At 54.2% G+C, this 22,162-nt stretch carries 19 protein-coding genes; 9 read left to right on the forward strand and 10 right to left on the reverse strand.

Features of this window, described 5'->3' with window-relative positions; translation table 11 throughout:
* Positions 1–8: 8 nt before the first annotated feature.
* From EGT74_RS21860 to EGT74_RS21890, 7 genes are all read right to left on the reverse strand, one after another.
* A complete protein-coding gene (locus tag EGT74_RS21860) occupies positions 9–1,163 on the reverse strand; it encodes a sialidase family protein (RefSeq protein ID WP_123848660.1) in 1,155 nt (384 codons plus the stop codon).
* A gap of 65 nt (positions 1,164–1,228) precedes the next feature.
* A complete protein-coding gene (locus EGT74_RS21865) occupies positions 1,229–3,754 on the reverse strand; it encodes a sodium:solute symporter family transporter (RefSeq protein WP_158618260.1) in 2,526 nt (841 codons plus the stop codon).
* A gap of 58 nt (positions 3,755–3,812) precedes the next feature.
* Positions 3,813–4,739: a dihydrodipicolinate synthase family protein gene (locus tag EGT74_RS21870; protein WP_123848662.1), complete on the reverse strand. Its 927-nt coding sequence runs from the start codon at positions 4,737–4,739 to the stop codon at positions 3,813–3,815.
* Between the two features lie 12 nt (positions 4,740–4,751).
* The gene (locus EGT74_RS21875; RefSeq protein ID WP_123848663.1) at positions 4,752–6,242 is read right to left on the reverse strand and encodes a RagB/SusD family nutrient uptake outer membrane protein; all 1,491 of its coding nucleotides are present in this window, start codon (positions 6,240–6,242) and stop codon (positions 4,752–4,754) included.
* 67 nt (positions 6,243–6,309) lie between these two features.
* Positions 6,310–9,669 carry a SusC/RagA family TonB-linked outer membrane protein gene (locus tag EGT74_RS21880; RefSeq protein ID WP_123848664.1) on the reverse strand — a complete coding sequence of 1,120 codons (3,360 nt, stop codon included), beginning with the start codon at positions 9,667–9,669 and terminating at the stop codon, positions 6,310–6,312.
* 705 nt (positions 9,670–10,374) lie between these two features.
* Entirely contained in the window at positions 10,375–11,052 is a 678-nt protein-coding gene (locus EGT74_RS21885) for a FadR/GntR family transcriptional regulator (protein WP_220392925.1), read from the reverse strand.
* A gap of 74 nt (positions 11,053–11,126) precedes the next feature.
* Positions 11,127–11,633 carry a cupin domain-containing protein gene (locus tag EGT74_RS21890; protein WP_123848666.1) on the reverse strand — a complete coding sequence of 169 codons (507 nt, stop codon included), beginning with the start codon at positions 11,631–11,633 and terminating at the stop codon, positions 11,127–11,129.
* A 368-nt stretch (positions 11,634–12,001) separates the two neighbouring features.
* Here EGT74_RS21890 and EGT74_RS21895 point away from each other — a divergent pair, with 368 nt between their 5' ends.
* The 5 genes from EGT74_RS21895 to EGT74_RS21915 all read left to right on the forward strand — a co-directional run bounded on the left by EGT74_RS21895 (position 12,002) and on the right by EGT74_RS21915 (position 16,055).
* On the forward strand, positions 12,002–12,370 hold the full coding sequence (locus tag EGT74_RS21895) for a hypothetical protein (protein WP_123848667.1): 369 nt from the start codon (positions 12,002–12,004) through the stop codon (positions 12,368–12,370).
* Between the two features lie 136 nt (positions 12,371–12,506).
* A complete protein-coding gene (locus EGT74_RS21900) occupies positions 12,507–13,403 on the forward strand; it encodes a tetratricopeptide repeat protein (protein WP_123848668.1) in 897 nt (298 codons plus the stop codon).
* Between the two features lie 480 nt (positions 13,404–13,883).
* Entirely contained in the window at positions 13,884–14,474 is a 591-nt protein-coding gene (locus tag EGT74_RS21905) for a TetR/AcrR family transcriptional regulator (RefSeq protein ID WP_123848669.1), read from the forward strand.
* A 44-nt stretch (positions 14,475–14,518) separates the two neighbouring features.
* Positions 14,519–14,761 (forward strand): hypothetical protein, encoded by a 243-nt coding sequence (locus EGT74_RS21910; protein WP_123848670.1) that lies wholly within the window; start codon positions 14,519–14,521, stop codon positions 14,759–14,761.
* 34 nt (positions 14,762–14,795) lie between these two features.
* Complete coding sequence (locus EGT74_RS21915; protein ID WP_123848671.1) at positions 14,796–16,055, forward strand: MFS transporter; 1,260 nt, start codon at positions 14,796–14,798, stop codon at positions 16,053–16,055.
* Between the two features lie 63 nt (positions 16,056–16,118).
* On the opposite strand, the gene EGT74_RS21920 is transcribed toward EGT74_RS21915, so the two are convergent.
* Entirely contained in the window at positions 16,119–16,496 is a 378-nt protein-coding gene (locus EGT74_RS21920; protein ID WP_123848672.1) for a VOC family protein, read from the reverse strand.
* 187 nt (positions 16,497–16,683) lie between these two features.
* On the opposite strand from EGT74_RS21920, the gene EGT74_RS21925 reads away from it, so the two are divergent.
* The 3 genes from EGT74_RS21925 to EGT74_RS26965 all read left to right on the forward strand — a co-directional run bounded on the left by EGT74_RS21925 (position 16,684) and on the right by EGT74_RS26965 (position 18,902).
* A complete protein-coding gene (locus EGT74_RS21925) occupies positions 16,684–17,310 on the forward strand; it encodes a TetR family transcriptional regulator C-terminal domain-containing protein (RefSeq protein WP_123848673.1) in 627 nt (208 codons plus the stop codon).
* Between the two features lie 10 nt (positions 17,311–17,320).
* Positions 17,321–18,637 carry an ABC1 kinase family protein gene (locus EGT74_RS21930; protein WP_123848674.1) on the forward strand — a complete coding sequence of 439 codons (1,317 nt, stop codon included), beginning with the start codon at positions 17,321–17,323 and terminating at the stop codon, positions 18,635–18,637.
* A 94-nt stretch (positions 18,638–18,731) separates the two neighbouring features.
* Positions 18,732–18,902: a hypothetical protein gene (locus EGT74_RS26965; RefSeq protein WP_158618261.1), complete on the forward strand. Its 171-nt coding sequence runs from the start codon at positions 18,732–18,734 to the stop codon at positions 18,900–18,902.
* A 21-nt stretch (positions 18,903–18,923) separates the two neighbouring features.
* Here EGT74_RS26965 and EGT74_RS21935 read toward each other — a convergent pair whose 3' ends face one another.
* Together EGT74_RS21935 and EGT74_RS21940 are read right to left on the reverse strand one after the other, a co-directional pair.
* A complete protein-coding gene (locus EGT74_RS21935; protein ID WP_123848675.1) occupies positions 18,924–19,892 on the reverse strand; it encodes a glycosyltransferase family 9 protein in 969 nt (322 codons plus the stop codon).
* A complete protein-coding gene (locus EGT74_RS21940) occupies positions 19,885–20,850 on the reverse strand; it encodes a glycosyltransferase family 2 protein (RefSeq protein WP_123848676.1) in 966 nt (321 codons plus the stop codon). The genes EGT74_RS21935 and EGT74_RS21940 overlap by 8 nt, the downstream gene beginning before the upstream one ends.
* Positions 20,851–21,209: 359 nt before the next feature.
* On the opposite strand from EGT74_RS21940, the gene EGT74_RS21945 reads away from it, so the two are divergent.
* Positions 21,210–22,139: a hypothetical protein gene (locus tag EGT74_RS21945; RefSeq protein ID WP_123848677.1), complete on the forward strand. Its 930-nt coding sequence runs from the start codon at positions 21,210–21,212 to the stop codon at positions 22,137–22,139.
* Positions 22,140–22,162: the final 23 nt, after the last annotated feature.

Raw genomic sequence — 22,162 nt, forward strand, 5'->3', positions numbered from 1 at the left:
TTGTTCAGCTATTTTTTCCACTTCACTTTCGTGAAAATGATCTGCTGGTACTTGTTCTTTTCGTACAGCACGCCTATTTCCCTTTTTGACAGCATCACCAGGTCGGAATACGCGGCGTTGCCGGCAACGCCCGTCTGGTCGATCTTATAACTCCTTTTCCAGGTGAGGCCGTCGTTGGTGCTGATACGCAGGGTGAGGTTATCGCGCTTGGAGGTATCCGCAGCGTTGCTGAATGCCACGATGGCTTTGCCTTTGTGGCTGCCCACGGTCAGGATACTGCCCTGGCACACGGGGTCCGGCAGGTTCATGTCGAAATAGGCGGTATCCCAGCGGGCGCCGCCATCGCTGCTGAGGGCCACGATGCGGGCCTTGATGTTTCCCTGCTGGTTGCGCACGTTCATCATGAGGCGTCCGCGGCTGATTTCGGTGGCAATAGCCTCGTTGCTGCCGGGAATATCAACGCTGCTGCTGATATGAAAGGTTTTGCCATGATCATCCGTATAGTACCCGCCGGCCTGGTATTCGCGGTGCTTCGGCTGCGGGTCGCCGGCGGAGTGGTTGGTGGCCACAAAAATGCGGCCGCGGTATTGCCCGCTGGTGAACTGCATGGCGTGGCCGGGTGTGTTGAAGAAACAACGCCAGTCTTCCGGAAAACCCAGCTGTTTGGGGCGGTGCACCTGTTTGGTGATGTTTACCGGTCCGCTCCAGGTTTTACCGCCGTCGGCGGAAGTAACATAAAGCGCTTCGCGGAGCCCCGTCCCCTTCCGCACTTCACTTTCATGGTTGGTGCCGGTATTGTAAAAGAGAAATACCCTGCCACCGGGATGCGCCGGGTCTGTCAGGTCCAGCACGGGGGCCGGATTGCCAGCCTGCATATTTTTATTTTCGGCCACCACCTGCAGCGGGCTCCAGGTGTTGCCTTTGTCTGTGCTACGTTTCATCACGATATCGATGTCCCCGAAGTCGCTGGCGTTTTCCACGCGGCCTTCGGCGAAAGCGAGCAGTTCGCCGTTGGGGAGACTGATAATGGCGGGAATGCGGAAGGACTTGTACCCTTCCCTGCCCGATTCAAACACCGTTACCTGCGCAGATGCGCTGAATGCCGCCAGTAAGCAGGCCATCGCGCCGAATAATTTTTTCATGCTGTTAAACATACTTTTCATCCTGAATTATTTTGCTGCCCGAGGAAGACTGTGTAGGCTTCCTCAGGTCTGTGGTTTCATTTCTGCTACGCCCGCGACTCTACTACCAGCTGCCTTTGCTTATCGGGAAATATCAGGCTGAACAGGTATCCCATCAACACACAACCCACTACGGCAAACAGGGGATACAGGAAAAAGCTGATGGCGCTCGACTGCTGCACGAAGTATAGCACGATGCTGCTGGCGATAAAACCGGCAAACACACCGCGGCTGTTGATGCGCGGGAAGAAGATACCAGCTGCGAACATCCCGGCCAGGCAACCGCCGAAGAGCCCGATGATTTTCAGGTACTGATCCCAGATCGACGCATTTTGCAGGTACACGAGGTACATGGCAATACCACAGCCGATAATGCCGAGGAACACGGTAACGATTTTCGCGAAGCGAAGGCTTTGCTGATCGGTGGCCGTTTTGCGGAAAGTCTTATAAAAGTCGGTAGTGAGCACCGTAGCGATGGAGTTCATGCTGGAACTGATGGTAGACATGGTGGCCGCAAACAACCCTGCAATCACCAGCCCGCTCAACCCCGCCGGCAGCTGCTGCGAAATGAACCAGGGGAACACATCGTCTGTACGCCCGTGCGGGTTCAATGAACCGGGATGATGGCGGAAGAAATACCACAACGCCGTTCCCACGCCGAAGAAAATAAACGTGGCAGGAATCACCATGAGAGCATTGGTGTAGATCGACCTGCGCGCCTCCTTTTCCGTAGAGGTGGTGAGGTAACGCTGCACCACCACCTGGTCAGACGTGTAGGTCACGAGGTTGGTGAGGAACGCACCGACGAGCACCACCCATAGCACCGGCTGCGAAATGCTCCAGCCGAGGTTCGCCACTTTCAGTTTATCGTTCTGCCAGGCTTCCTGCACCAGGCCGGACAAACCGCCGTCCGTATTGTAAGCCATGAAGAAAAAGCTCACCAAAGCGCCGCCCAGCAGCACGAACACCTGCATCACTTCCGTCCATACCACGGCCTCGATACCGCCCAGTACGCTGTACGCGGTGGTTACGATCGTGGTGAGTAAAATGCAGGCGAATATATTCGTGCCCGTTACCGTGCTCAGTACCAGCGCGGGCAGGTAAATCACCACGCCGAGGCGGCTCAGCTGGAACAATACGAACGTCAGGCTGCCGAGCAGTTTCACTCTCGTATCGAACCGTATCTGCAGGTATTCGTACACACTGGTGAGTTTCAGCTTGCGGAAATACGGCAGGTAAAACATGGTGACGATGGGCGCCACCACGATGATCATCAGGTTATTGAGGATGTACACCCAGTCGGTGGCATAGGCTTTCGCGGGAATGGCGATGAACGTGAGCGCGCTCAGTTTGGAGCCGAATATGCTCAGGCCGGCTGCCCACCAGGGGATTTTTTGTCCACCGAGAAAGAAATCGCTGGTACTGTCGCCCATCTTCCGCGACACCACTACGCTGATAGCGATCACCAGCAGGAAATAGATCGCGATCACCGACCAGTCCCAGGTACCGAAGCGGCCACCCGGCTGTTGCGGTGAGGCCACCAGTACTTTTTTGCTGCGCACGGCCGGGCGGGCTTCACCGCCTGGCAGTATCACTTTATTGTTCCAGATCACCAGCGGCGTAGTCACCGGCGCATATACGCTGCCGTGCGGATTTTCCACCGCGTCGGGTTTGGTATCGGCCGGCATGGCCCCCATGATGGACCATGCATCGGTGAGTGTGTTATAAGCCAGTACGTTATTGCTGAAGCCCGGATGCGCATCCTTCAGTTCCGCTACGCGCGTGGCATTGGCGCCATCGTCGCCGCCGAATAACAGCAGGTGCGACTGCCCCGCGGGGTAAGCAGGCGTTGGTGCCGCGGCCAGCGGGTAAGGGAGGTCGGCGATGCGTTTCCAGCCCTGCCCGGGCTGATAGGCCCAGGCATCTTTGAGGTATTTGCGTAGCCCCTGTTGCAGTTCCACGCCGCCGAAAACATACACTTTCCCGTCCATGGCACCGGCCATCGCCAGCATCCTGCCGGCGCCGGGCAGAGCAGGCAATTGCTGCCATTCTTTCGCACCGCCCTGCAGCGAGAGGCTCCAGAAATTATTCGTGGTGCCGCCTGTGGGTGAGGGAATGCCGCCGGCTACATACACCGTACCATTGAACAATACGCCGCAGGCATTGATCACCGGAGCAGGCAGTGCCGGCAGGTTTTCCGTGGTGACTTTTCCGTTTGTATACGTGAGCAGGAAAACATCTTTGTAGTTCGCCGTGGCGTCGCCGCCACCGATACAGAGCAGGCCATTACCCACCGTCAGCGATACGCCATAACCCATGGGGCGCGGGAGTTTGCCGGCCGCTTTCCAGCTGCCGCCTTCTTTTTCCAGCACCCAGATGGTATCGTACCAGGTTTTTACGCCTTCGGTCCAGGGTCTTTTGTTGCCGGGGAAGTTGGTGCCGCCCGCCATGATGAGCGCACCGTTGCTGACGCCGGCGTAACTGCCGGCCAGCCCGTCTGCATCGGGCAGTGCGGTGGTTTCCGTCCAGTTAAAAAAAACGTCGCTGGCTGTATGTTGAGCGCCTGATTTCATTGTGAAGCAACATAAAACGAGTACCAGTACTCTTTTTATCATTCGCATGCCATGCATTTTAGGTATGAACAACTTTACGCGCGGGCGCTTTTTCGAAAAACGACAGCGCAGCCAGTTCATCGTGAAATTTCAAATACGCCGCTTCTTCGAACGTGGTGAGCGGAAGGCGGCACGGGCCGAGGTTCCAGCCGAGCATTTTCATGATCGCTTTTTGCCCCGGGATGGGAGGATATTTCACTAATATACGAATCACTTCCACCATGTATGCGTGCAGGGTTTGCGCACGTTCCATCTCCCCTTTCCGGAAGGCCTCCATTGTTTGGAGATACAAAGGCGCCGCGAAAGTATAGGTACTGCCGATAGCGCCTTTCGCGCCTACCGCCATGGCAGGCAGCAGCATTTCGTCGAGGCCGTACAGGATGTCGTATTTGCCGTTTTCATACTGCAGGCAGGCCTGGTATTCCTGCAGGGTGGTGGCGGTGTATTTGATGCCGGCCAGGTTGGGGATGGCGGGACCGGCTATTTTCAGGAACTCGATCATGTCCATACCCACGCCGGTCAAATGCGGAATATGATAGTAGTAGAACGGCAGTTCGGGTGCGGCCGCAGCGATCTGCGCCATGCTGTCTGCCAGGTTCTGCACGGAGGTAGGCTTGAAATAAAATGCCGCTACCGCGGAAATGGCATCGGCCCCGATCTGCTGTGCGTGCGCGGCCAGCGTTCTTGCTTCCGCAATGCTGCTGTGGCCTACGTGCACAAATATCAACAGGCGTTTGTTGGCTGCTTTTGTAAATGCCGCCGCAACTTCCATTCTTTCGGCAGTGGTCATGTTAGGGCCTTCACCATTGCTGCCGCATACGAAAATCCCCCGCAGCCCGTCCGCCACCAGTTTGTCGGTAAGCGCGGGAATCAGGCTGTAGTTGATGGAGCCGTCTTCATTAAATGGTGTGAATGCAGCAGCAATTAATCCTTGTACTTTTTCCATAGTTCGCAAATATTAATATCCTTCGGTTTGTTTGATGAGGTTGTTGTTAGCCAGCACGGTAATGTTCAGCGGCCAGTAAATGGGCGTGGTTTTACCGGTGAGGTTGGGTATGTACTTGTATATATCGATGGTACCGCCTTTGTGGAAACGCACCAGGTCGTACCAGCGCTTGTTCTCAAAATACAACTCGCGGCCGCGTTCGTCCAGTATTTCTTTTTCAACGGTGGCTTTGTCCGTAGCGCCGCTATATGGCCCGTTACCGGTGCGCACCCGCACTTTGTTCAGGTATTCGATGGCCGGATTGGTCTGGCCGAGGGCGGCATAGGCTTCGGCCTTGAGCAAAAACAGGTCGGCCAGGCGGTACATGATCACATCGTTGTCCGGCACCCGGTCGTCCGGGTATTTGGTGCCGGGATACTTGGTAATCCACGAAATTTTCGGGCCGCTCGCCTGCCTTTCGGTGACCCAGGTGAAGGGAATACGCTTGTCGGATGGGTATTTCGCAAAGAGAGCCCTGGAAGCAGGACTGATCTGGTATGCCCCCTGGCCGTTAGCCGTAGTTTCGCAATAGGGCAGGCTGTCCAGGTTGAGGGCACCCTGTACGCCTGTTTTATAAGGCAGGGCGTTCATCACGTAATGCGTGGTGTTGGGAATACCGCTGATACCGGTGGTCGGTTCGTCGCGCAGGAAAAAGGCGGACAGGATCACCTCCGGGTTGGTAGCGGAACGTGTAGTGGTCACATCCTTGAATTCAGCGTTGAGGGCCACCCCCGTTTTTTCCACCTCGTAGATGGCGGTGATCGCATCGTTCAGATCCGTCGCCCCGCCGCCCAGCACTTTCGCGCTCCAGAGTTTCACATCCGCTTTCAGCGCCTGTGCCGCCCCGTAGCTGAAGCGGTACTTGGAAGGATAGCCCGTGATCTTGAAATCGCTCATGGAACGGAAAATATTCAGGGCCGTGTCGAGGTCGGCATTGATCTGTTTGAACACCTCCGCCGTGCTGCTGCGGGGCAGCAGGGGTACATGGTCACCTACCACCGCTTCCAGCATCAGCGGCGCATCGCCGATAACACGGGAGAGATGGAAATAAAAATAAGCGCGCAGGCTGTACGTTTCCGCCAGTATCTTTTTACGCAGATCCGGGTTGGACGAAAACGCAAACGGCTCGATTTTGGCCAGCAGCAGGTTGCAGTTGCCGATGGCTTTGTACCAGTCGTTGTAGTTAATAGCGCCCGAAGTAGGACTGATAACATGGTTCCAGGCCGTACCGAAGCGGGAGTTGAGGGCCGACACCAGTTCTTCTCCCCTTTCCGTACCGTAGGTGACGTTGTTGGCGAAGTGGCGCATGAAAGGATAGATGCCGATCACATAAGGCTCGAAATCACCTTCCGTGGAAAAATAATTTTCGTCCGTAATGCTGGATTGCGGCGCTACGTCGAGTATGCTTTTGCAGCCGGCTATCACGGCGGCGAGCAACAGGCAGAAGAGGAATATCTTTTTCATCCGATTATTTTTTTCATTGTTAGCGTGCCGGTAGGCCTGCTTTCATCGCAACAGGCATCACGGCATTTTAGAACTTCAGCGTGGCGCCCAGTGAAAACTGGCGAGGGCGCGGATAGCCGATGGCGTCGAAGCCGGTGTACGATTCCGGGTTGATGCCTTTGTATTTGGTGAGATACCCCACGTTGTACACACTGGCGAAGATATTCATACCGGAAGCGTGAATTTTCTTCATGATGTGGCGCGGCAGGTCGTAAGACAGGCTGATTTCTCTCAGCGCGAGGAAGTCACCTTTTTCATACATCACCGATACATCCGAAGAATAGCTGTTGTTCACGCCCAGCGTGGCTCCGCGCAGGTAGTTGCGCTGCCCGAAGTCGAAGTCGGCGAAAGAGAAACGCGCATATTTTTTTCCCACGTCGCCCGGTTTCTGCCAGATGTCCGGCCCCAGCGCCTGTTCAGGAGCGCCTTCGTTGAAGGCCCTTCCCTGGCCCAGCGAACGCGCCAGCGCGCCGTTGCTGATCATATGGCCCGTTGCATAGTCGACGGATATTTTCAGGTTGATGCCTTTGTAGGAAAAGTTATTCTGCCACCCGCCGATTTTATCCGGTGTGCGATACCCTTGGAATACCTGGTCTTTTGCGTCGATGATGCCGTCGTTATTGATATCGGCGAATCTGAAGTCGCCCGCCTTTTTACCCACCTGCTGCCCTGATGCGGACGCCAGGTTGTCTTTATGCGACTGGTTCCAGGCTGCCGCTTCTTCGTCTGTTGCAAACACGCCTTCCACCTGGTAAGCCCAGAGGCCGAAGGGCCGTTCCCCTTCCGCAAAACCACCCGCTTCGATGTTGGATTTGGTAGCCGGATCATAGATCACATCGCCGCCCTGCCGGTTTTTAGCGCGACCGTTGGCCGGGAGTTTTTTGATCATCTGTTTGTTATACGCGAAGGAGAAATTGGTTTGCCAGGTGAACGAAGGCGTCTGGATCACCGCGCCGCCGATTTCCACTTCTATCCCGCTGTTCTGCAGCGTACCGTTGTTGAACACGATATTGGCAAAGGGGGCTTCGGAAGGGAGGGGCTTCGACTCGATACGGTCTGTGGTGAGCTTGTTGTACACATCTACCGTCAGGTTGATGCGGTTGTTGAGGAAACCCGCTTCCAGGGCGAGGTCGGTGGTAGTGGTCGTTTCCCATACCAGGTCAGGATTGCTCAGGTTCGCCCGGTAAATGCCGGAGCCCTGTGCATACGACACGGCGTTGTACCCGCCGTAGGTATCGGTGATCCGCAGATCGCTCGTACCCGCTTTCCCCCAGCTGGCGCGTAATTTCAGGCTGCTCAGCGTGTTCGGCCGGATGTTCCAGAAATTTTCGCGGTGAATGTTCCAGCCGACCGAAGCCGAGGGGAACAGTGCATATTTGTTCTGCACGGCGAAGTTGGAGAACCCGTCGTAACGCAGGGCCGCACTCACCAGGTACTTCGCATTGAAGTCGTAGTTCAGCTGGCCGAAATAACTCGCAGAACGTGATTCGCCCAAACTGGTGCCCCAGTCGGTGACGTTGGTCACCACCTTGCCGTCTACGATGGCGGTGGACGGTTCGTTGATCGTATAGATGTAATCGTTGTTGGCCCTTTGAGAGGCGATATCGATGTTACTGTTGGTATTGCGGGTGAAGTTGAAGCCACCCAGCACGGTAAAATGGTGGTCTTTTTCCACGTCGAAGTCGTATTGCAGCACCTGGTCCACCATCAGCTGGCGCGAGTTACGCGTGTTCTGCGTTTTCTGGCGCTGGGTGGAAGGCTGCACTTCGTTGGCCGGCGTTTGTTTGCGCATGAGCATGTAGCGGTAGTCCTGTATCAGGTACGACACCGAAGGTTTGAAATGCAGGCCTTTGATGATCGTCCAGTCGCCCGCGAGGCGCGACACCAGCCGTTCCGTAGACACGCGCACGTCGTCGTATTTCAACGTATGCAGCCTGTTGCGCACCGTGTAAAGTTCGCCCGGCATGGGATTGCCGTCGTCCTTAAACACCCGGATGAGCGGGGTGATACGTGTGCCGCGGGTGAGGTCGTTCTGGAAGTTCTCTACGTAGTTCGGCAGCACGTGCTGATAGTTGAGCATCGCATCCAGTCTGAAATTCTCCGCGGCCTGGAACCCGAAGTTGCCGAGGGCGTCGTAACGTTTGTAATCGGTGCCGATGAATGCGCCTTTCTGGTCGGTATAACCCAGCGCCACGTTATAGTTGGCCTTTTCAGAGCCACCGTCTACCGACACATTGGTATTGTTGCTGAGGCCCGTTTTCCAGATAAGGTCTTCGTAATGGTTATCCGCATACAGCAGTTTGGTGCCGGGCCTGATGGGATCGTCCATCGTCATCCAGCCGTTGGCCAGCAGTCTGTCTACGTAAGCCTGGCCTTCGATCGCCACGATATTATCATACAGTGCGGTCAGGTTAATGTTGTTGCCGTACTGGCCTTTCGCCGTGTACACGCGGGTGCCGGCGGAAAATCCGCCGTTATTGAGCAGGTTGTTTTTGTCCAGTTTGTCTGCGGTGTTCTGCACGGTAGTGCGGGCCAGGCGGAGGTAGTCCGTCGCCGAGAGGTATTCGTAATCCCGTGCTTTTGTTTCCCAGGTGGTGCGGTGGTTGACGGTGAGGTTCATTTTCTCGCCCGCCTTGCCGCCTTTCGTTTTGATGACGATAACGCCGTTTGCGCCCCTGGCGCCGTAGATGGCGGTGGAGGCGGCGTCTTTCATCACCTGTATAGACTCGATATTGTCCGGATTGATGTCGCTCATGGAGCGGAACACCCCGTCGATGATCACGAGCGGGCTGCCGCCGTCGGTATTGGCCACGTTGCCGCCGCTGGTACCGAGGCCTGAGCCGTATACGTTCAGCTTGGTGCTACCCCGGATGATGATGTTGGTAGCCCCTTCGCCCGGCTGGCCGGATTGAATGGGAATGGACACGCCGGCTATTTTACCCTGCATCGCCTGGATGGGATTGGGGTTGGAGGTGTTTTTCAGCTCCGCCGGGTTAAGTTTGGAAATGGCCGCGGTGGTTTTCGCGCGGGATTGCTGCACGTAGCCCACCACTACCACATCGTCGAGCGTTTTGTTCGCGAATGCCAGTACGATGTTGAGGGTGGTTTTGCCGCCCACCGGTACTTCCTGCGTGGCATAGCCGATGCTGGAAAAGATGAGTGTTGCGCTAGGCGGTGCGCTGATGGTAAAGCCGCCGTCTTCCGCAGTGAAAGCGCCTTTGGTGGTGCCTTTTATCTGCACGCTGGCAAATTCGATCGCTTTGCCGGTGGAGTCTGTGACTTTACCGGTGATGGTGCTTTGCTGCGCCAGGGCGGTGACGCCTTGCAGGGAAAGCACAGCGATGATGAGGAGTAATCTCGATTGGGAGACCAGTTGTTTCAGATTCATAACGGATCACTGTTTAGACAGTAATGGAATTTAGATCATGTATGTATTTATGTACTACATATCAAAAGTAGAATAAAAATTGGCATTTCTCCAAATTAAATTTTCGAGGCGGCGGGACGGCGAAGGAGGAAGAGTTAGCGATGAATTCCATGCAGCTGGCGATCGGTACCCGGCCTTCATTAGTATGAGGAAGGCGGGACCTGAGCAATTTTCTCTGAGGAAACGTGTTGGGTAGAACAGGAAGTTGTTTCTGGCCGGGGACATGATGCGGGCCTCTCAGAACGCAAAGGAGGCCGTAGCGTCGTGCAGATCGGGATGAGAAGAAGGTTGGGATGAAAATGGATTGTGCGGTCAGGTTAAACAAAGGCATCCATTGGCGCTTCATCGCCATCCTTCATTTCAAAACTACGAAGGTGTTGTTCGGCATAGGCAATTGAAACGGAGGGAAGGCCTGGTCGAAAAGTAGATTATCCGACAAAGTGGATTAAAACGGAAGGAAGATCCCGATTTAAAAGCGGGTTGAAATGGAAAGAATATGTAATCTTCCACGGATAACATGAAAAAGAAAGGCAGTTGCGGAGAGAAAACGATTTGAGAGAATCAGGCCGCTCCGAAAAATGAAGACCTTACATTTTGCTCTCCCGTGCGATATCGCTCCTGCGCAGCGTTCCAACCGTTCTATTATCCGGAAAACAAAACCTCCGGTTATTTCTTCAACCTGTTGAAATGCGGTTTCAGATGTTCCAGCATACCCTGGCGGAATTCCTCCTTACTGCCATTTTTCAGGATATTCACCAAATCCACGTGCGATACTTTCCCGATCTGCGGAATGGGCTCCAGGCTGATCACGTAGCCGAAAATGGGTAACAGCATATTCTGGAAGCGGGTAAGGGTTTCGTTTCCCGTCATCTGGTAAATCTTTCCATGAAAAGCGATCTCATTGTTGATACGGAATGCCTGGCCTTTGCCCCGTGGATCCTGGCTTTTCGCAATGGCTTCCAGTTCTTCGATATCCTTTTTGGTTTTTCGCAGGTACAGGATATCGGCCAGCCCCATTTCGAGCGTGAGACGCAGTTCGAAAATATCCTGGAGCGTGCTGTCATCAATGATCAGGGGATCGAGCACCCGCTCAAATGAACCGAGAATATCCGGGGTCGACAAAATCATGCCGCGGCGCTTCCTGGTTTCGATCATGCCCAGCATCCGGAGCCGGCTCAATGCTTCACGCACCACGTTGCGGCTTACGCCCAGGGCTTCGGCCAGTTCGTTTTCAGATGGAAGTGCGTCCCCGGGTTTGAAGGACTTTTTTTTGAGGTATTCGCGCAGTTCCTTTTCCACTACGTCGGCCATGGTTCGCTGTGCAATGGGGCCCAGATCCTTCATAAGATCGCTCTTTGACATATAGAAGATGCTAATTTTGTATAAATGTAGAACAAATTAATCATTCATCCATTATTTTAGGAACGCGTCAGCAGCGCAATCAGTCCGGCATGCTGCGGGTACTGTTGCGACAATTCCTCTCTTCCTGCCAGTTCGAAGTCCGCAAAATCGAAGCCGGGCGCCACTGTGCAGCCCGTCAACGCAAAGCCGCCGGTTTCTTCCACGCTCGACGCAAACCAGCTGCCGGCCGGTATCACCACCTGCAATTGCTCTCCCTGCGCCACATCGCGGCCAAGCCGGTGCACATGCAGCGAACCATCTGGTTTGATTTCATAAATATGCAGGGTCTGGCCATCATAAAAATGCCACATCTCGTCCGCCGCAATCCGGTGAAAGGCAGAAAAATCACCGTCTTCAAGTAAAAAATAAATAGCAGTAGATGCCGGCCGCGCTCCTGCAAAAGTATCGGGTAAAGCATCCTGCGCTATGATCAAAGGAGCCCGGTAGGTTTCACAAAAAGAGCCGCCTTCCACATGTTGGGTTAATTGCAATGCCTGCCGCCAGTATTCCGCTGTAATTTTCATGGCTTAAACTTACACAAATTCGGGAAAGATTTAACGGCTGGTGGATTCCCCCATGAATGAAAGTACCCCACACCAGCATTGCCGGAACCGGATATAGTCACAAAAAGGTTCCGGCACGAGATCAATCATCGTGATGCTTATTCCGGATATAATGAGAGGCACTCCGTTCATTATCCGGGATAACAGTTCCTGATAAAGTTGAATCCCCCTCGCTGCCGCCGGACGTGAACAGTGTGACGCTCCGCTTCTGGCCGTGTCAGGACTCCGGCCAGCGCTTCCGGGTATGGACATCACTGAAATTATCAACCCAACAAATATTTCCCGAAACCGCATCACACTTGCCAAATTATCCATATATTTATATTGCTTTGCGACCTTTACTCGCCATATGTCTGTTTGCAGTACTGAGCCTGCAATTTGCCTCCCGGCTTACCGGGTATGTGAATTGTATGGTGCGTGCTTACATCATCAATCACCAGGATTTCGCCGAAGATTGCGGATGTGTGCACTACATTGCACAGGCTTTTGACGATCAGGGGAACAACAACCAGCTGCAGGCTTCCGCTCCAACGTTGAAGCTGCAGGACTATGTGCCGGCCCATACCAGCCCGGTACCGGCGGTACTGCCGCGCACTGCTTCTCCCCTTGCAGTAATGGCGCCCAACCATTACCGCTCCGCGGGACTGACTGCCGTTTTCCATCCTCCCTGCCATACTGCCTCCCGTTTCTTTATTTAATCCGTATTTATTCACCGCGGTTTGTTATTACGTATAGCCGTACCAGTTTCCAAGACATCACTGCATCCGTGATGCAGGCCTGCGTGTGATGAATTACACACCGGCATTGCCCCCCGGCATGCCTCAATACCCTTTTATGAAAACTACATTGCTCAGCTATATGGCCTGCCTGGCAGGCCTGCTGTTGCTCATGCAATGCAGTCCCCGCCCCGTGCATAACACGTCGCCCGCACCCGTTGCCGGCGTACTGCTCGGTGTGCAGGAAAGGACCGCATTCCGGCAACCGCCTTTTCAACATTGGTTCGATTCCTTTTACCAGGCCTACACGGTACAAACCGCCGCTATCGCATCGCTCAAAAAAGTATGGCAAAACGAACAGGTGGATATTTTCCTGGGTACCTGGTGCGGCGACAGCCGCCGCGAAGTGCCCCGCATGCTGAAGGTCCTTGACAGCCTCGGCGTGCCCGCATCCAACATCCGCCTGATTTGTACCAAAAGCGGCCAGCCCGGCCATAAAACCAGCCCGGGCCGCGAAGAACAGGGACTCTACATTTTCAGGGTGCCCACGTTCATCATCCGTCGCCACCACTTAGAGCTGGGGCGCATCGTGGAATTTCCGGTAGCAACACTTGAAAAAGACCTGCTGGACATTGTGAGCGGTGCGCCTTACGAGAGCAATTACAGGGCAGGCAATTACATCCGCCGGCTTTTTGACGTCAAAAGCCCGGAGCTCATTAACGATTCCCTGCCTGTCGTTGCCGCGGCGCTTAAACCGCTGGCCCGCAACGAAGGAGAGTTAAGCTCCTTCGGATCCGTTCTCCTTTCCGCCGGTGATTACAGCAGGGCCATCACGGTTTTCCGGCTCAATACGCTGTTGTTTGCCGAAAAAGCAGACAGCTGGCATTGGCTGGCCGAAGGTTACCGCCGCAATCACGACAGGGATAAAGCCATTGTTGCTTATGAGCGCACGCTGGCCCTGCAGCCCGGCCTTACCCTCGCCCGGCAGCGCCTCGATAGTTTAAAAGCATTGTAGTACCAGCAGTTACAGGGAAGTAAAGCCGCAAAGCACCCGGAGATGCCCCGCAAAGGGGCATCTCTTTTTCTTTCCCGGCCCGCACTATCACCGGGGAGGTTTGGACCTGGCCTTCCGTCGCGCTATTCGGGCGCCATTCCATCCGTCATCACCTGCCATCTTTTTTCACATCTCATTCCGGCCCCGCACCTTCTCCTCCCGGATTTGCCGCCCCAGGCAGCGCCATCCCATTCAGCCAGTCCTTTATCACACCTCATTCCGACCACACCGTTACACCTTCCGCGAACTTTCGCCACCAAACGCAACCAGCCATCACGATCGCAAGCCGGCCCTTCCCTCATTCCCCCGGTTGTCACACATTACATCTCACTTTGGTCTATTTCATATCTTATTTATTATCAATTCATAATGCCTACCGTTTTATCAAGACTCAAAAAATACTTTATAAATAAGCGAACGCTCACTTATATTTGCAGTCACATGCGTATCAGGGACGAAAAGAAAATTTGCCAGCTGCACCAGAAAGCGATCGAAATGATCGTCAGGGAAGGGCTGGACGGGTTTGGCATCAACAAGCTGGCTAAAGCGGCGGGAGTTTCTCCGGCCACCATCTACATTTATTACAAAGACCGGGAAGACCTGATTATCCAGACGACCCGGCGGGTAGCGGATGTAATGCTGGAGGAAAGCCTCAGGGACTTCGACCCGGCAATGAGCCTTGAGGAAGGCCTGCGCAAACAATGGCACAACCGGGCCGCTCATTTCATGAAAAATCCGCTGGACGTGGAGTTCATGGAAAAAATGCGGTATTCCCACCTCTACGATAAAGTGGCAGTGCATTTGTACACTTCGTTCAAGGACGTGATGGGAAAATTTTACCATAACGCAGTGGCAAGGAAGGAACTGACACCATTGCCGATTGAAATCTTCTGGGCCGTTGCCTATGCACCGCTTTACCAGCTGATAAAATTTCATACCCAGGAAAAAGCTTTCGGCCATCAGAAATTCACGCTGACGGAAGAACTGATGGAACAAACGTTGCAGCTGGTGCTGAAAGCCCTGAAAATATGATGAAGTAAAAAAATTTCTCCACCTAACTAAATGAGCGCTCATTTATGAACACAACTTACACCGCGGAAGCAATGGGAGTATTGGTATTCCGCACCAATATCCGGTTCAAGAAAGACCTCGCCATGATAGCCCCCGTGCTCGACAAACAACCCGGCGTTCAGCGCTGGAACGTAGACCGTGAAGACACCGACAAGGTGCTCCGCATCGAATCGCGCACGCTTCGCCCGGAAGAAGTCATCCACCTGGTGACGCGGGCCGGCTTCGATTGCGAGGAACTACCGGAATAACCCACTACGCTATTTTACACACACTACAATTTATATGAAAACGAAAGAACGGATCTTCTCACGATACCAGGTATTTATCATCGCCGTGCTTGCCTTGCTGCAATTCACGGTGGTACTGGATTTCATGGTACTTAGCCCTTTGGGCGAAATTCTGCTGGGCAAGCTGCAGATCACCACGCAGCAGTTCGGGCTGGTGGTATCAGCTTATGCTTTCAGCGCGGGCATCTCTGGTATTCTGGCCGCCGGCTTTGCTGATAAATTCGACCGGAAAAAGATGATGATGGTATTTTATACGGGTTTCATCATCGGTACTTTTCTCTGCGCACTGGCGCCCACATACGGTTTCCTGCTGGCGGCCAGGGTGATCACCGGCCTGTTCGGCGGGGTGATCAGTGCCATCGGTATGGCGATCATTGCCGACCTTTTCAGGCCGGAAGTGCGCGGGCGCGTGATGGGATTTGTGCAGATGGCTTTCGCGCTCAGCCAGATCATCGGTGTTCCGCTGGGATGGGAACTGGCTATCCGGCTCCACTGGCATGCACCTTTCTGGATGATCGGCGGTTTTGGCACCCTGATGGGCATCATTATGGCCGTTTACATGAAACCGGTGAACGCCCACCTGCAGCAGCGGGTGGAAAAAAATGCGTTCGCCCACCTCAAACACACCCTGCAGAACAAACACTATTCGCTGGCATTTGCCACTACCATATTGCTCTCCACCGGCGGTTTTATGCTCATGCCTTTCGGCAGTACCTTTTCCATCCACAACATGGGCATTGAGCGGGCAGACCTGAAACTACTGTATGCCACTACCGGCGTGGCCACCTTTATCGGTGCGCCCCTCCTGGGCCGGCTGAGCGACAAACTGGGCAAAATGCAGGTATTCCAGGGCGCCACCCTGCTGACGGCAGTGATGGTGGTGATTTTCACGAACCTCGGCCTTACGCCGCTGTACCTGGCCATTACCATCAATGCGCTGATGATGATCGGGGTGTTTGGCAGGATCATTCCGGCACAGGCGATCATGACTTCCCTGCCGAGCATGCAGGACAGAGGGGCTTTTATGAGCATCAACTCCTCGGTTCAACAGATCTCCGGCGGCATCGCCTCCATTATTGCCGGCCTCATCGTGTACCAGACCAGCACCGGCAAACTCGCGCATTACGACATACTGGGATATGTGATTGTGGGTGCATTTATCATTACATCCGTGATGATGTATTACCTCAACCGCCGGGTGCAACAGCAAACGGCGCCGGCCGTCACGCCGGAGGAAGTCGCAATCGCTTCCTGACATCAAAAACGGCTGTTCCAGAAGAACAGCCGTTTTTGATGTATGCATACCGGAAACCGGCGTTTATTGCGCTTTAAACAGCGGATTGTAAATGATTCCCAACAGGTTCCCCCAGGGGTCCTTTACAATGGCGACTTCTATCGGCCCGCCAACGTTCTGCGGCTCGTGGTGCGGCGTGGCCCCCAGCGACAGCAGGCGCTCGTATTCCGCCTTCACATCTTCCACCCCCCAGTAGGTTTCCACCCCACCCGGCCCGGGATGCGCTTCTCCCGGCTCAAGAGGATGAATGCCCAGTTCATACCCGCCTATTTCAAACCCCACGTAAAAAGGCTCGTCGAAATAGGGCTGTGCGTCAAATACTTTGGCGTACCATGCTTTCCCTTCGGTCACATCGGGCACCCGGTAAATGGCCGTCCGCAGGCCTGCAAATCGTTTCTTCATATCCGCTCGTTTTAATATCCAAAAATAAGGCAATTGGGAAATATTTAACAATTCAACCAAACGCCCTACCATAGCGAATCTCCTTCGTTCACCAGGTATCATTTTCTCCCCGCCCGATGATTGTAATCCGCCGCGCCGTAAATTTGTGTAGTCCCCGCAAGTTCTTATCATTTAAAAGGTACCGAATATGGAAAAGCACACCATTCGTGAGGCGTACAAGCGCTATTGGCTCGAAAACGGTAAAAGACCCGTATCTGTTTTCGCGCTCTGCAAGATCCTGGACATCCCTGAATCCGAATTTTACGAATCTTACAGCGCTATGGAAGGGGTAGAAACAGACATCTGGCTCGACATTTTTCAACGCACCGTTGACCAGCTGAAAGACGACCCTACCTACCAGCAATATTCCGCACAGGAAAAACTGCTGGCCTTTTATTTCTTGTGGGTACAGAAACTGAAAGACGACCGCAGCTACATTCTGCAGCAGCATCAGCGCTCACAACTCCCGGGCGGGCAGCTGCGCCAGCTGTCTTCCTTCAAAAAAGCCTTCTATGATTACGCCGCCAGCCTCATCAAAGAAGGATATCTCACCACCGAGATCAAAGAGAGAAAATATATTTCCGACCAGTATGTTCACGGCTTCTGGATGCAGGCACTCTTTGTGCTCAAATACTGGATTGAAGACAAAAGCCTCAACTTCGAAATGACGGACGCGGCCATCGAAAAGGCAGTGCACCTGAGTTTCCAGCTGATTCAATCCAATACACTGGACAGCCTCCTCGATTTCGGAAAATTCATACTGACACGGAAATAAACAACAACGGATGAAAGAACAAACGAATATCCCTACCGGCAAGGTGGAAAGGGCCGGCCGGTTTGTGACCACAGGCCTCAAAGTAGGCACCAACTACATCAAACACTACACCCGCAAACTCATGGACCCCTCCATTACGAGGGAAGCCCTGCATCAGGAAAACGCGGAAGATATATACGAGACCCTCAGCAACCTCAAAGGCAGCGCCCTCAAAGTGGCGCAGATGCTGAGCATGGACCGGGGCATGCTGCCGAAGGCATACTCCGAACGTTTCGCCATGAGCCAGTACAGCGCCCCTCCCCTTTCGGGCCCACTGGTAGTCAATACATTCGTAAAAACGCTGGGCAAAACGCCGGCGGAACTGTACGACCGCTTCGAGTTGAAAGCCAGCAACGCTGCGTCTATCGGACAGGTACACAGGGCCGCCAAAAACGGGAAGGAACTGGCAGTAAAAATCCAGTACCCCGGCGTGGCCAGCAGCGTCAAATCGGATCTCCGCATCGTTAAACCCTTCGCCATCCGCATTGTGGGCATGAACGAAGTGGATATGGACAAATATTTCGATGAAATAGAATCCAAACTGCTGGAGGAAACGGACTATGCGCTCGAGCTTCGCCGCTCACAGGAGCTCAGTGCGCAATGCGCGCATATTCCCAACCTGGTATTCCCGACGTATTACCCGGGGCTGTCGTCTGACCGGATCATTACGATGGACTGGCTGGAAGGCCGCCATCTGAAAGAGTTCCTGGCCACCAACCCTTCGCAGGAAGTACGCAATAAAATCGGCCAGGCGCTGTGGGATTTTTACCAGTTCCAGGTGCACAACCTGAAAAAAGTGCATGCGGATCCGCATCCCGGCAACTTCCTGCTGCGGGCAGACGGCACCGTGGGCATCTTTGATTTCGGCTGCGTGAAGGAAGTGCCGGAAGATTTCTATGTGAACTATTTCCTGCTGACGGATAAGGAAGTGCTGAAAGACGATGTGCGGCGCAAAGAAATTTATACCGCCCTCGAAATGATCCACCCCACCGACACCGAGAAAGAAGTGGTCTTCTTTTCGGGTCTTTTCCAGGAAATGATCCGCTTGCTCACGCACCCGTTCACCGTAGACCGGTTTGATTTCGGGAATGAGGATTATTTCAACGAAATCTACGCTTACATGGATTACCTGTCCAACCTGAAGGAAGTGCGGGAATCCAAGGTAGCCCGGGGCAGCCGCCATTCACTGTACATCAACCGCACCTATTTCGGGTTATACTCCATGCTGAGCGACCTGAAGGCGGATGTGAATACGGGGCAGGCGAGAATCCGGGAATTAATGCGATAAATAACGGAAAGGCGGATAATTTATCCGCCTTTTTTATGGCTACAGCTGTTCTTCAGGCACGCATTATGTGCGACAAATGGTAAAACCATTCACCATGTTAGTATCATTGCTCGCATTGGCGGTTGTGGTGATAGCGATTATTGTATTCGTTGTCATACAGTCCGGTAAAAAAACGAGGGACAAGGGAACGGAAAAGCTCATCAACCGGAATGTTCCGCCCTACGAAACAGACACCACCAAAGCCGGCGCAGCCGATTACGAATAGCTGGGACAGTGCGCAGTTCAGTCAACAACGCAGCTGGCCCGGCACCCGTTCACTGGCCAGCAATGCAGCCGCTTCATTCAGCACTGCATTGTAGTCAGGTATCACCGTCCAGTCGATGGTGCGGTGCAACCTTTTGTTGAGCGGCGCCCGGCGGTGTGGCTCGCCGTCCATGCTGATGATCACGCTGGGCGTTTCCAGCGCAGCGGCTATCTGGGAAACACCGGTACTGTTCGAAAAAAGCGCAGCAGCCTGCTGCAATAACGCCGCTACCCCATCGAGCGAAGTCTGCCCCGCCAGGTTCATCGATCGGTATTCCATGCGGGCAGCCACTTCAGCGGCCACCTTCCTTTCTCCGGCCGTGCCGGTCAGCACAATCGTATAACCTTTTGCGGCAAAATGGTCGGCAAGCGCGGCAAAATACCTGGGGCGCCATTGCCGGGCAGCACAACGCGAGGCCGGATGTACACAGATGTAGGGCCTGGATGGCAATTTTATCATCGTGGCGTAAGGGAACTCCAGGTGGGCGCCCTGCGTGGGGATGCCGAGGTGCCGCATCAGCAGCAGATGGCGGTTGATCTCGTGTTCATCTTCGGGGTATTCCAGATAAGTATCCGGGTACGGACCATATTCTTCCTGCCGGCAAAAGCCTCCTGTCACACGCGCGCCCAGTGTTTCCATGAAGGGATTGACGATGGACCCGTTCCCATGCATCTGCAGCAACAGATCAAATTTTCTTTGCCGGATGGCATCGCAAAACGCATCGGTGGCCCGTGCGTTCACGGGCTGTTCCGGCAAGCCGGGATAGCCGGGGAACGCAATGAATTCATCGAAATAGGCGGGAAACCTGTAGATGAGGTCGTTGGCCCACGGCAGGCCGATCAACGCGATATGCGCCTGCGGGAAGGCATGCCGCAGTGCCCTGCAGGCCGGTATGACACAGAGCATGTCGCCCAACTGTAAAGCCCGGAATACGGCAATGGTACTATACATGGCTTCTTCTGAATTTCCATGTGCCATACCAATACCAGTACACAGACAGGAACGGGATGAGGGCGGATGTAACAATCATTTCCAGCACATGTGCGGAGCTGTGCGATGTGTCCCACAACCGCTTCACGATAAAGAACAGCAGTGCGGCCAACCAGGCCCCCAGGCATATCCATGCTACGGGAAAATTACCGGCCAGCATGAACAGCCAGCTGCCGGTGAAGCCTGCGATCATCAAATAATACCCGAAAGGCGGCTCGGCATGGATGCGCTCACGGTAATAGCCCGGAAATTTTTTATGCAGCAGCGCATTGAACATCGTTTTTTTCTGCTGGTAGAGGCTGACGCCCCAGGGGGCCTTCCGGACAGGATGCACTACGATGGCTTCAGGCAAAGGTTCCAGCGGGATGTGTTTTTCGAGTATGGAAAACTCCAGGTCGCTGTCTTCCCGCCAGGCCATCTGAAACCGTTCGTCGAACCCGCCCGTTTTTTCGAGCACGCTGCGCATGCAGGCGCAGTTGGCCGTTGCGAAGCCGGCGTTTTCCAGTTGCGCCGCATTCCACTCATGATCAGTGGGAACAGGCGGGATAGGCACGATAACTTTCCCGGCAAAGGCGCATGGCTCATGCTGCTGCGCCGACTCCCAGAGCGTTTCCAGCCAATGCTCATCGGGCAGGCAATCATCGTCGGTGAACGCGATCAGTTGCCCCGAGGCTACCTTCCAGCCTGCGTTGCGTGCAGCGGCAGGCCCGCGTCTGTCGGCAAGCGCAATGTACTCGATATCCAGGAGGCCGGTATGCTTCCACGATACCACCACTTTTTTCGTCAGCAGGTCGGGACCATCACTCACCACCAGCACTTCGAATTCCTCTTTGCTGAAACGCTGCCTCGCCAGGGCTTTGATGCACTCCATGAGCAGGAGTGGCCTTTTGTAGGTCGGAACGACAACAGAGATTTTCATATGATTGCTCGATTGGTAACTGTCGATTATCAGGGCGATGACCGGGAACATTCGGTATTTCCCGGTGTACTTGACACCTTCCATCATCTCCGTACCCGGCATTGCAAATGCCGCCGCCGGTTGACCGCCCGGATGTGCGTCTTTCCCGTAATGCGACAAAACCATGCCATCCCGGAACGGTACCAACAGCCATGTAGATTGGGGCATGCATGCTACACTCCTGGGCACACAATTGCGCAGTTGTTTTTCATCGTACCCCAAAAACAACCCCGGCTTTCATACAGCGGCTTTTTTCGTGGCCGGAAGCTTCAACAACAGGAGAATATTTGTATCTTAAGTGACCTAAAATTCCACCCGTTATGAAACACCTGGCTATCTGCATGATGCTGGTCGTTGCCGGAGTCGCTTTGTCCCCCGCCAGACAGGCATCCTTCAAATGGACCGGCGCCTGGCAACCCACCCGCAAAAGCGCCGCCGACGGCATTACCCAACTCGATGTCAAAATCGGTTCTTTTATCACCCTGCCCGATAAAGCATCGCTGGCGAACGTGATTTTTAATGTCAACAACCGTTTCCCCGGCTCCGCTCCGCTGGCCACCTGGGCGGTGGGCGACCTTTCCCGCATCACACCCGCTTATGAAGGCCTTCCGGCAGAAGTACACGAGCATTATCTCTCGTATATGGACCAGCTCGGCGTTACCGTATTCCTGGAAATATTCCCTTTTAAAGCCAATCCCAAAAAGGGGATCGGACAAACCAACGTGACCGCCGCCATCGATGAATGGCTGGGAAAATTCAAACACCACAAATGCGTTGCCGGCATGGGCATCGAGCTTGAATATTTCGGCAAAGCCACCGACTCGATGGCGCGGGTGTGGGACGAAAAAATCAAATCGCACGGCGCCGGCTACCGTATGTTCCTTCGTCACTATAACGGCGACTACATGCCGCCCTCGTACCGGGGCAAAGGCGATCTTATTTTCATCAACGATGCGTCGGAAGGCACGCTGGAAGAACTGAACCAGGGATTTGCCCGCTGGGCCAACCGTTTTTCTCCTACAGCCTGTGCCTTTCAACTGGGCTACCCGGCCGACGAAGACCATATGAACGGTACCAATACCTCCGGCTGGTGGACGCTTAAAGACCCGATCAAAGACTGGGGGAAGGCGTTACTTCCGCTGATTAAAAACCCGGAGCAGGAATTGGGTTTCATCTGGGTGACCGCCCGCTCCGGCAAAACCTACAACGCGGGTTGGGACCTGACGAAAGGCGCCCGGTTGCCGGAGTAAAATTATTTTATGACTATCTTGCC

The organism is Chitinophaga lutea (genome assembly GCF_003813775.1).
In the GTDB taxonomy this organism is placed as follows: Bacteria; Bacteroidota; Bacteroidia; order Chitinophagales; family Chitinophagaceae; genus Chitinophaga; species Chitinophaga lutea.

Bases quoted from the DNA above. Each gene is read 5' to 3' on its own strand.
- EGT74_RS21860 (WP_123848660.1), bottom strand. From the start codon at position 1,163: ATGAAAAGTATGTTTAACAGCATGAAAAAATTATTCGGCGCGATGGCC.
- EGT74_RS21865 (WP_158618260.1), bottom strand. From the start codon at position 3,754: ATGAAATCAGGCGCTCAACATACAGCCAGCGACGTTTTTTTTAACTGG.
- EGT74_RS21870 (WP_123848662.1), bottom strand. From the start codon at position 4,739: ATGGAAAAAGTACAAGGATTAATTGCTGCTGCATTCACACCATTTAAT.
- EGT74_RS21875 (WP_123848663.1), bottom strand. From the start codon at position 6,242: ATGAAAAAGATATTCCTCTTCTGCCTGTTGCTCGCCGCCGTGATAGCC.
- EGT74_RS21880 (WP_123848664.1), bottom strand. From the start codon at position 9,669: ATGAATCTGAAACAACTGGTCTCCCAATCGAGATTACTCCTCATCATC.
- EGT74_RS21885 (WP_220392925.1), bottom strand. From the start codon at position 11,052: ATGAAGGATCTGGGCCCCATTGCACAGCGAACCATGGCCGACGTAGTG.
- EGT74_RS21890 (WP_123848666.1), bottom strand. From the start codon at position 11,633: ATGAAAATTACAGCGGAATACTGGCGGCAGGCATTGCAATTAACCCAA.
- EGT74_RS21900 (WP_123848668.1), top strand. From the start codon at position 12,507: ATGAAAACTACATTGCTCAGCTATATGGCCTGCCTGGCAGGCCTGCTG.
- EGT74_RS21905 (WP_123848669.1), top strand. From the start codon at position 13,884: ATGCGTATCAGGGACGAAAAGAAAATTTGCCAGCTGCACCAGAAAGCG.
- EGT74_RS21910 (WP_123848670.1), top strand. From the start codon at position 14,519: ATGAACACAACTTACACCGCGGAAGCAATGGGAGTATTGGTATTCCGC.
- EGT74_RS21915 (WP_123848671.1), top strand. From the start codon at position 14,796: ATGAAAACGAAAGAACGGATCTTCTCACGATACCAGGTATTTATCATC.
- EGT74_RS21920 (WP_123848672.1), bottom strand. From the start codon at position 16,496: ATGAAGAAACGATTTGCAGGCCTGCGGACGGCCATTTACCGGGTGCCC.
- EGT74_RS21925 (WP_123848673.1), top strand. From the start codon at position 16,684: ATGGAAAAGCACACCATTCGTGAGGCGTACAAGCGCTATTGGCTCGAA.
- EGT74_RS21930 (WP_123848674.1), top strand. From the start codon at position 17,321: ATGAAAGAACAAACGAATATCCCTACCGGCAAGGTGGAAAGGGCCGGC.
- EGT74_RS26965 (WP_158618261.1), top strand. From the start codon at position 18,732: ATGTTAGTATCATTGCTCGCATTGGCGGTTGTGGTGATAGCGATTATT.
- EGT74_RS21935 (WP_123848675.1), bottom strand. From the start codon at position 19,892: ATGTATAGTACCATTGCCGTATTCCGGGCTTTACAGTTGGGCGACATG.
- EGT74_RS21940 (WP_123848676.1), bottom strand. From the start codon at position 20,850: ATGAAAATCTCTGTTGTCGTTCCGACCTACAAAAGGCCACTCCTGCTC.
- EGT74_RS21945 (WP_123848677.1), top strand. From the start codon at position 21,210: ATGAAACACCTGGCTATCTGCATGATGCTGGTCGTTGCCGGAGTCGCT.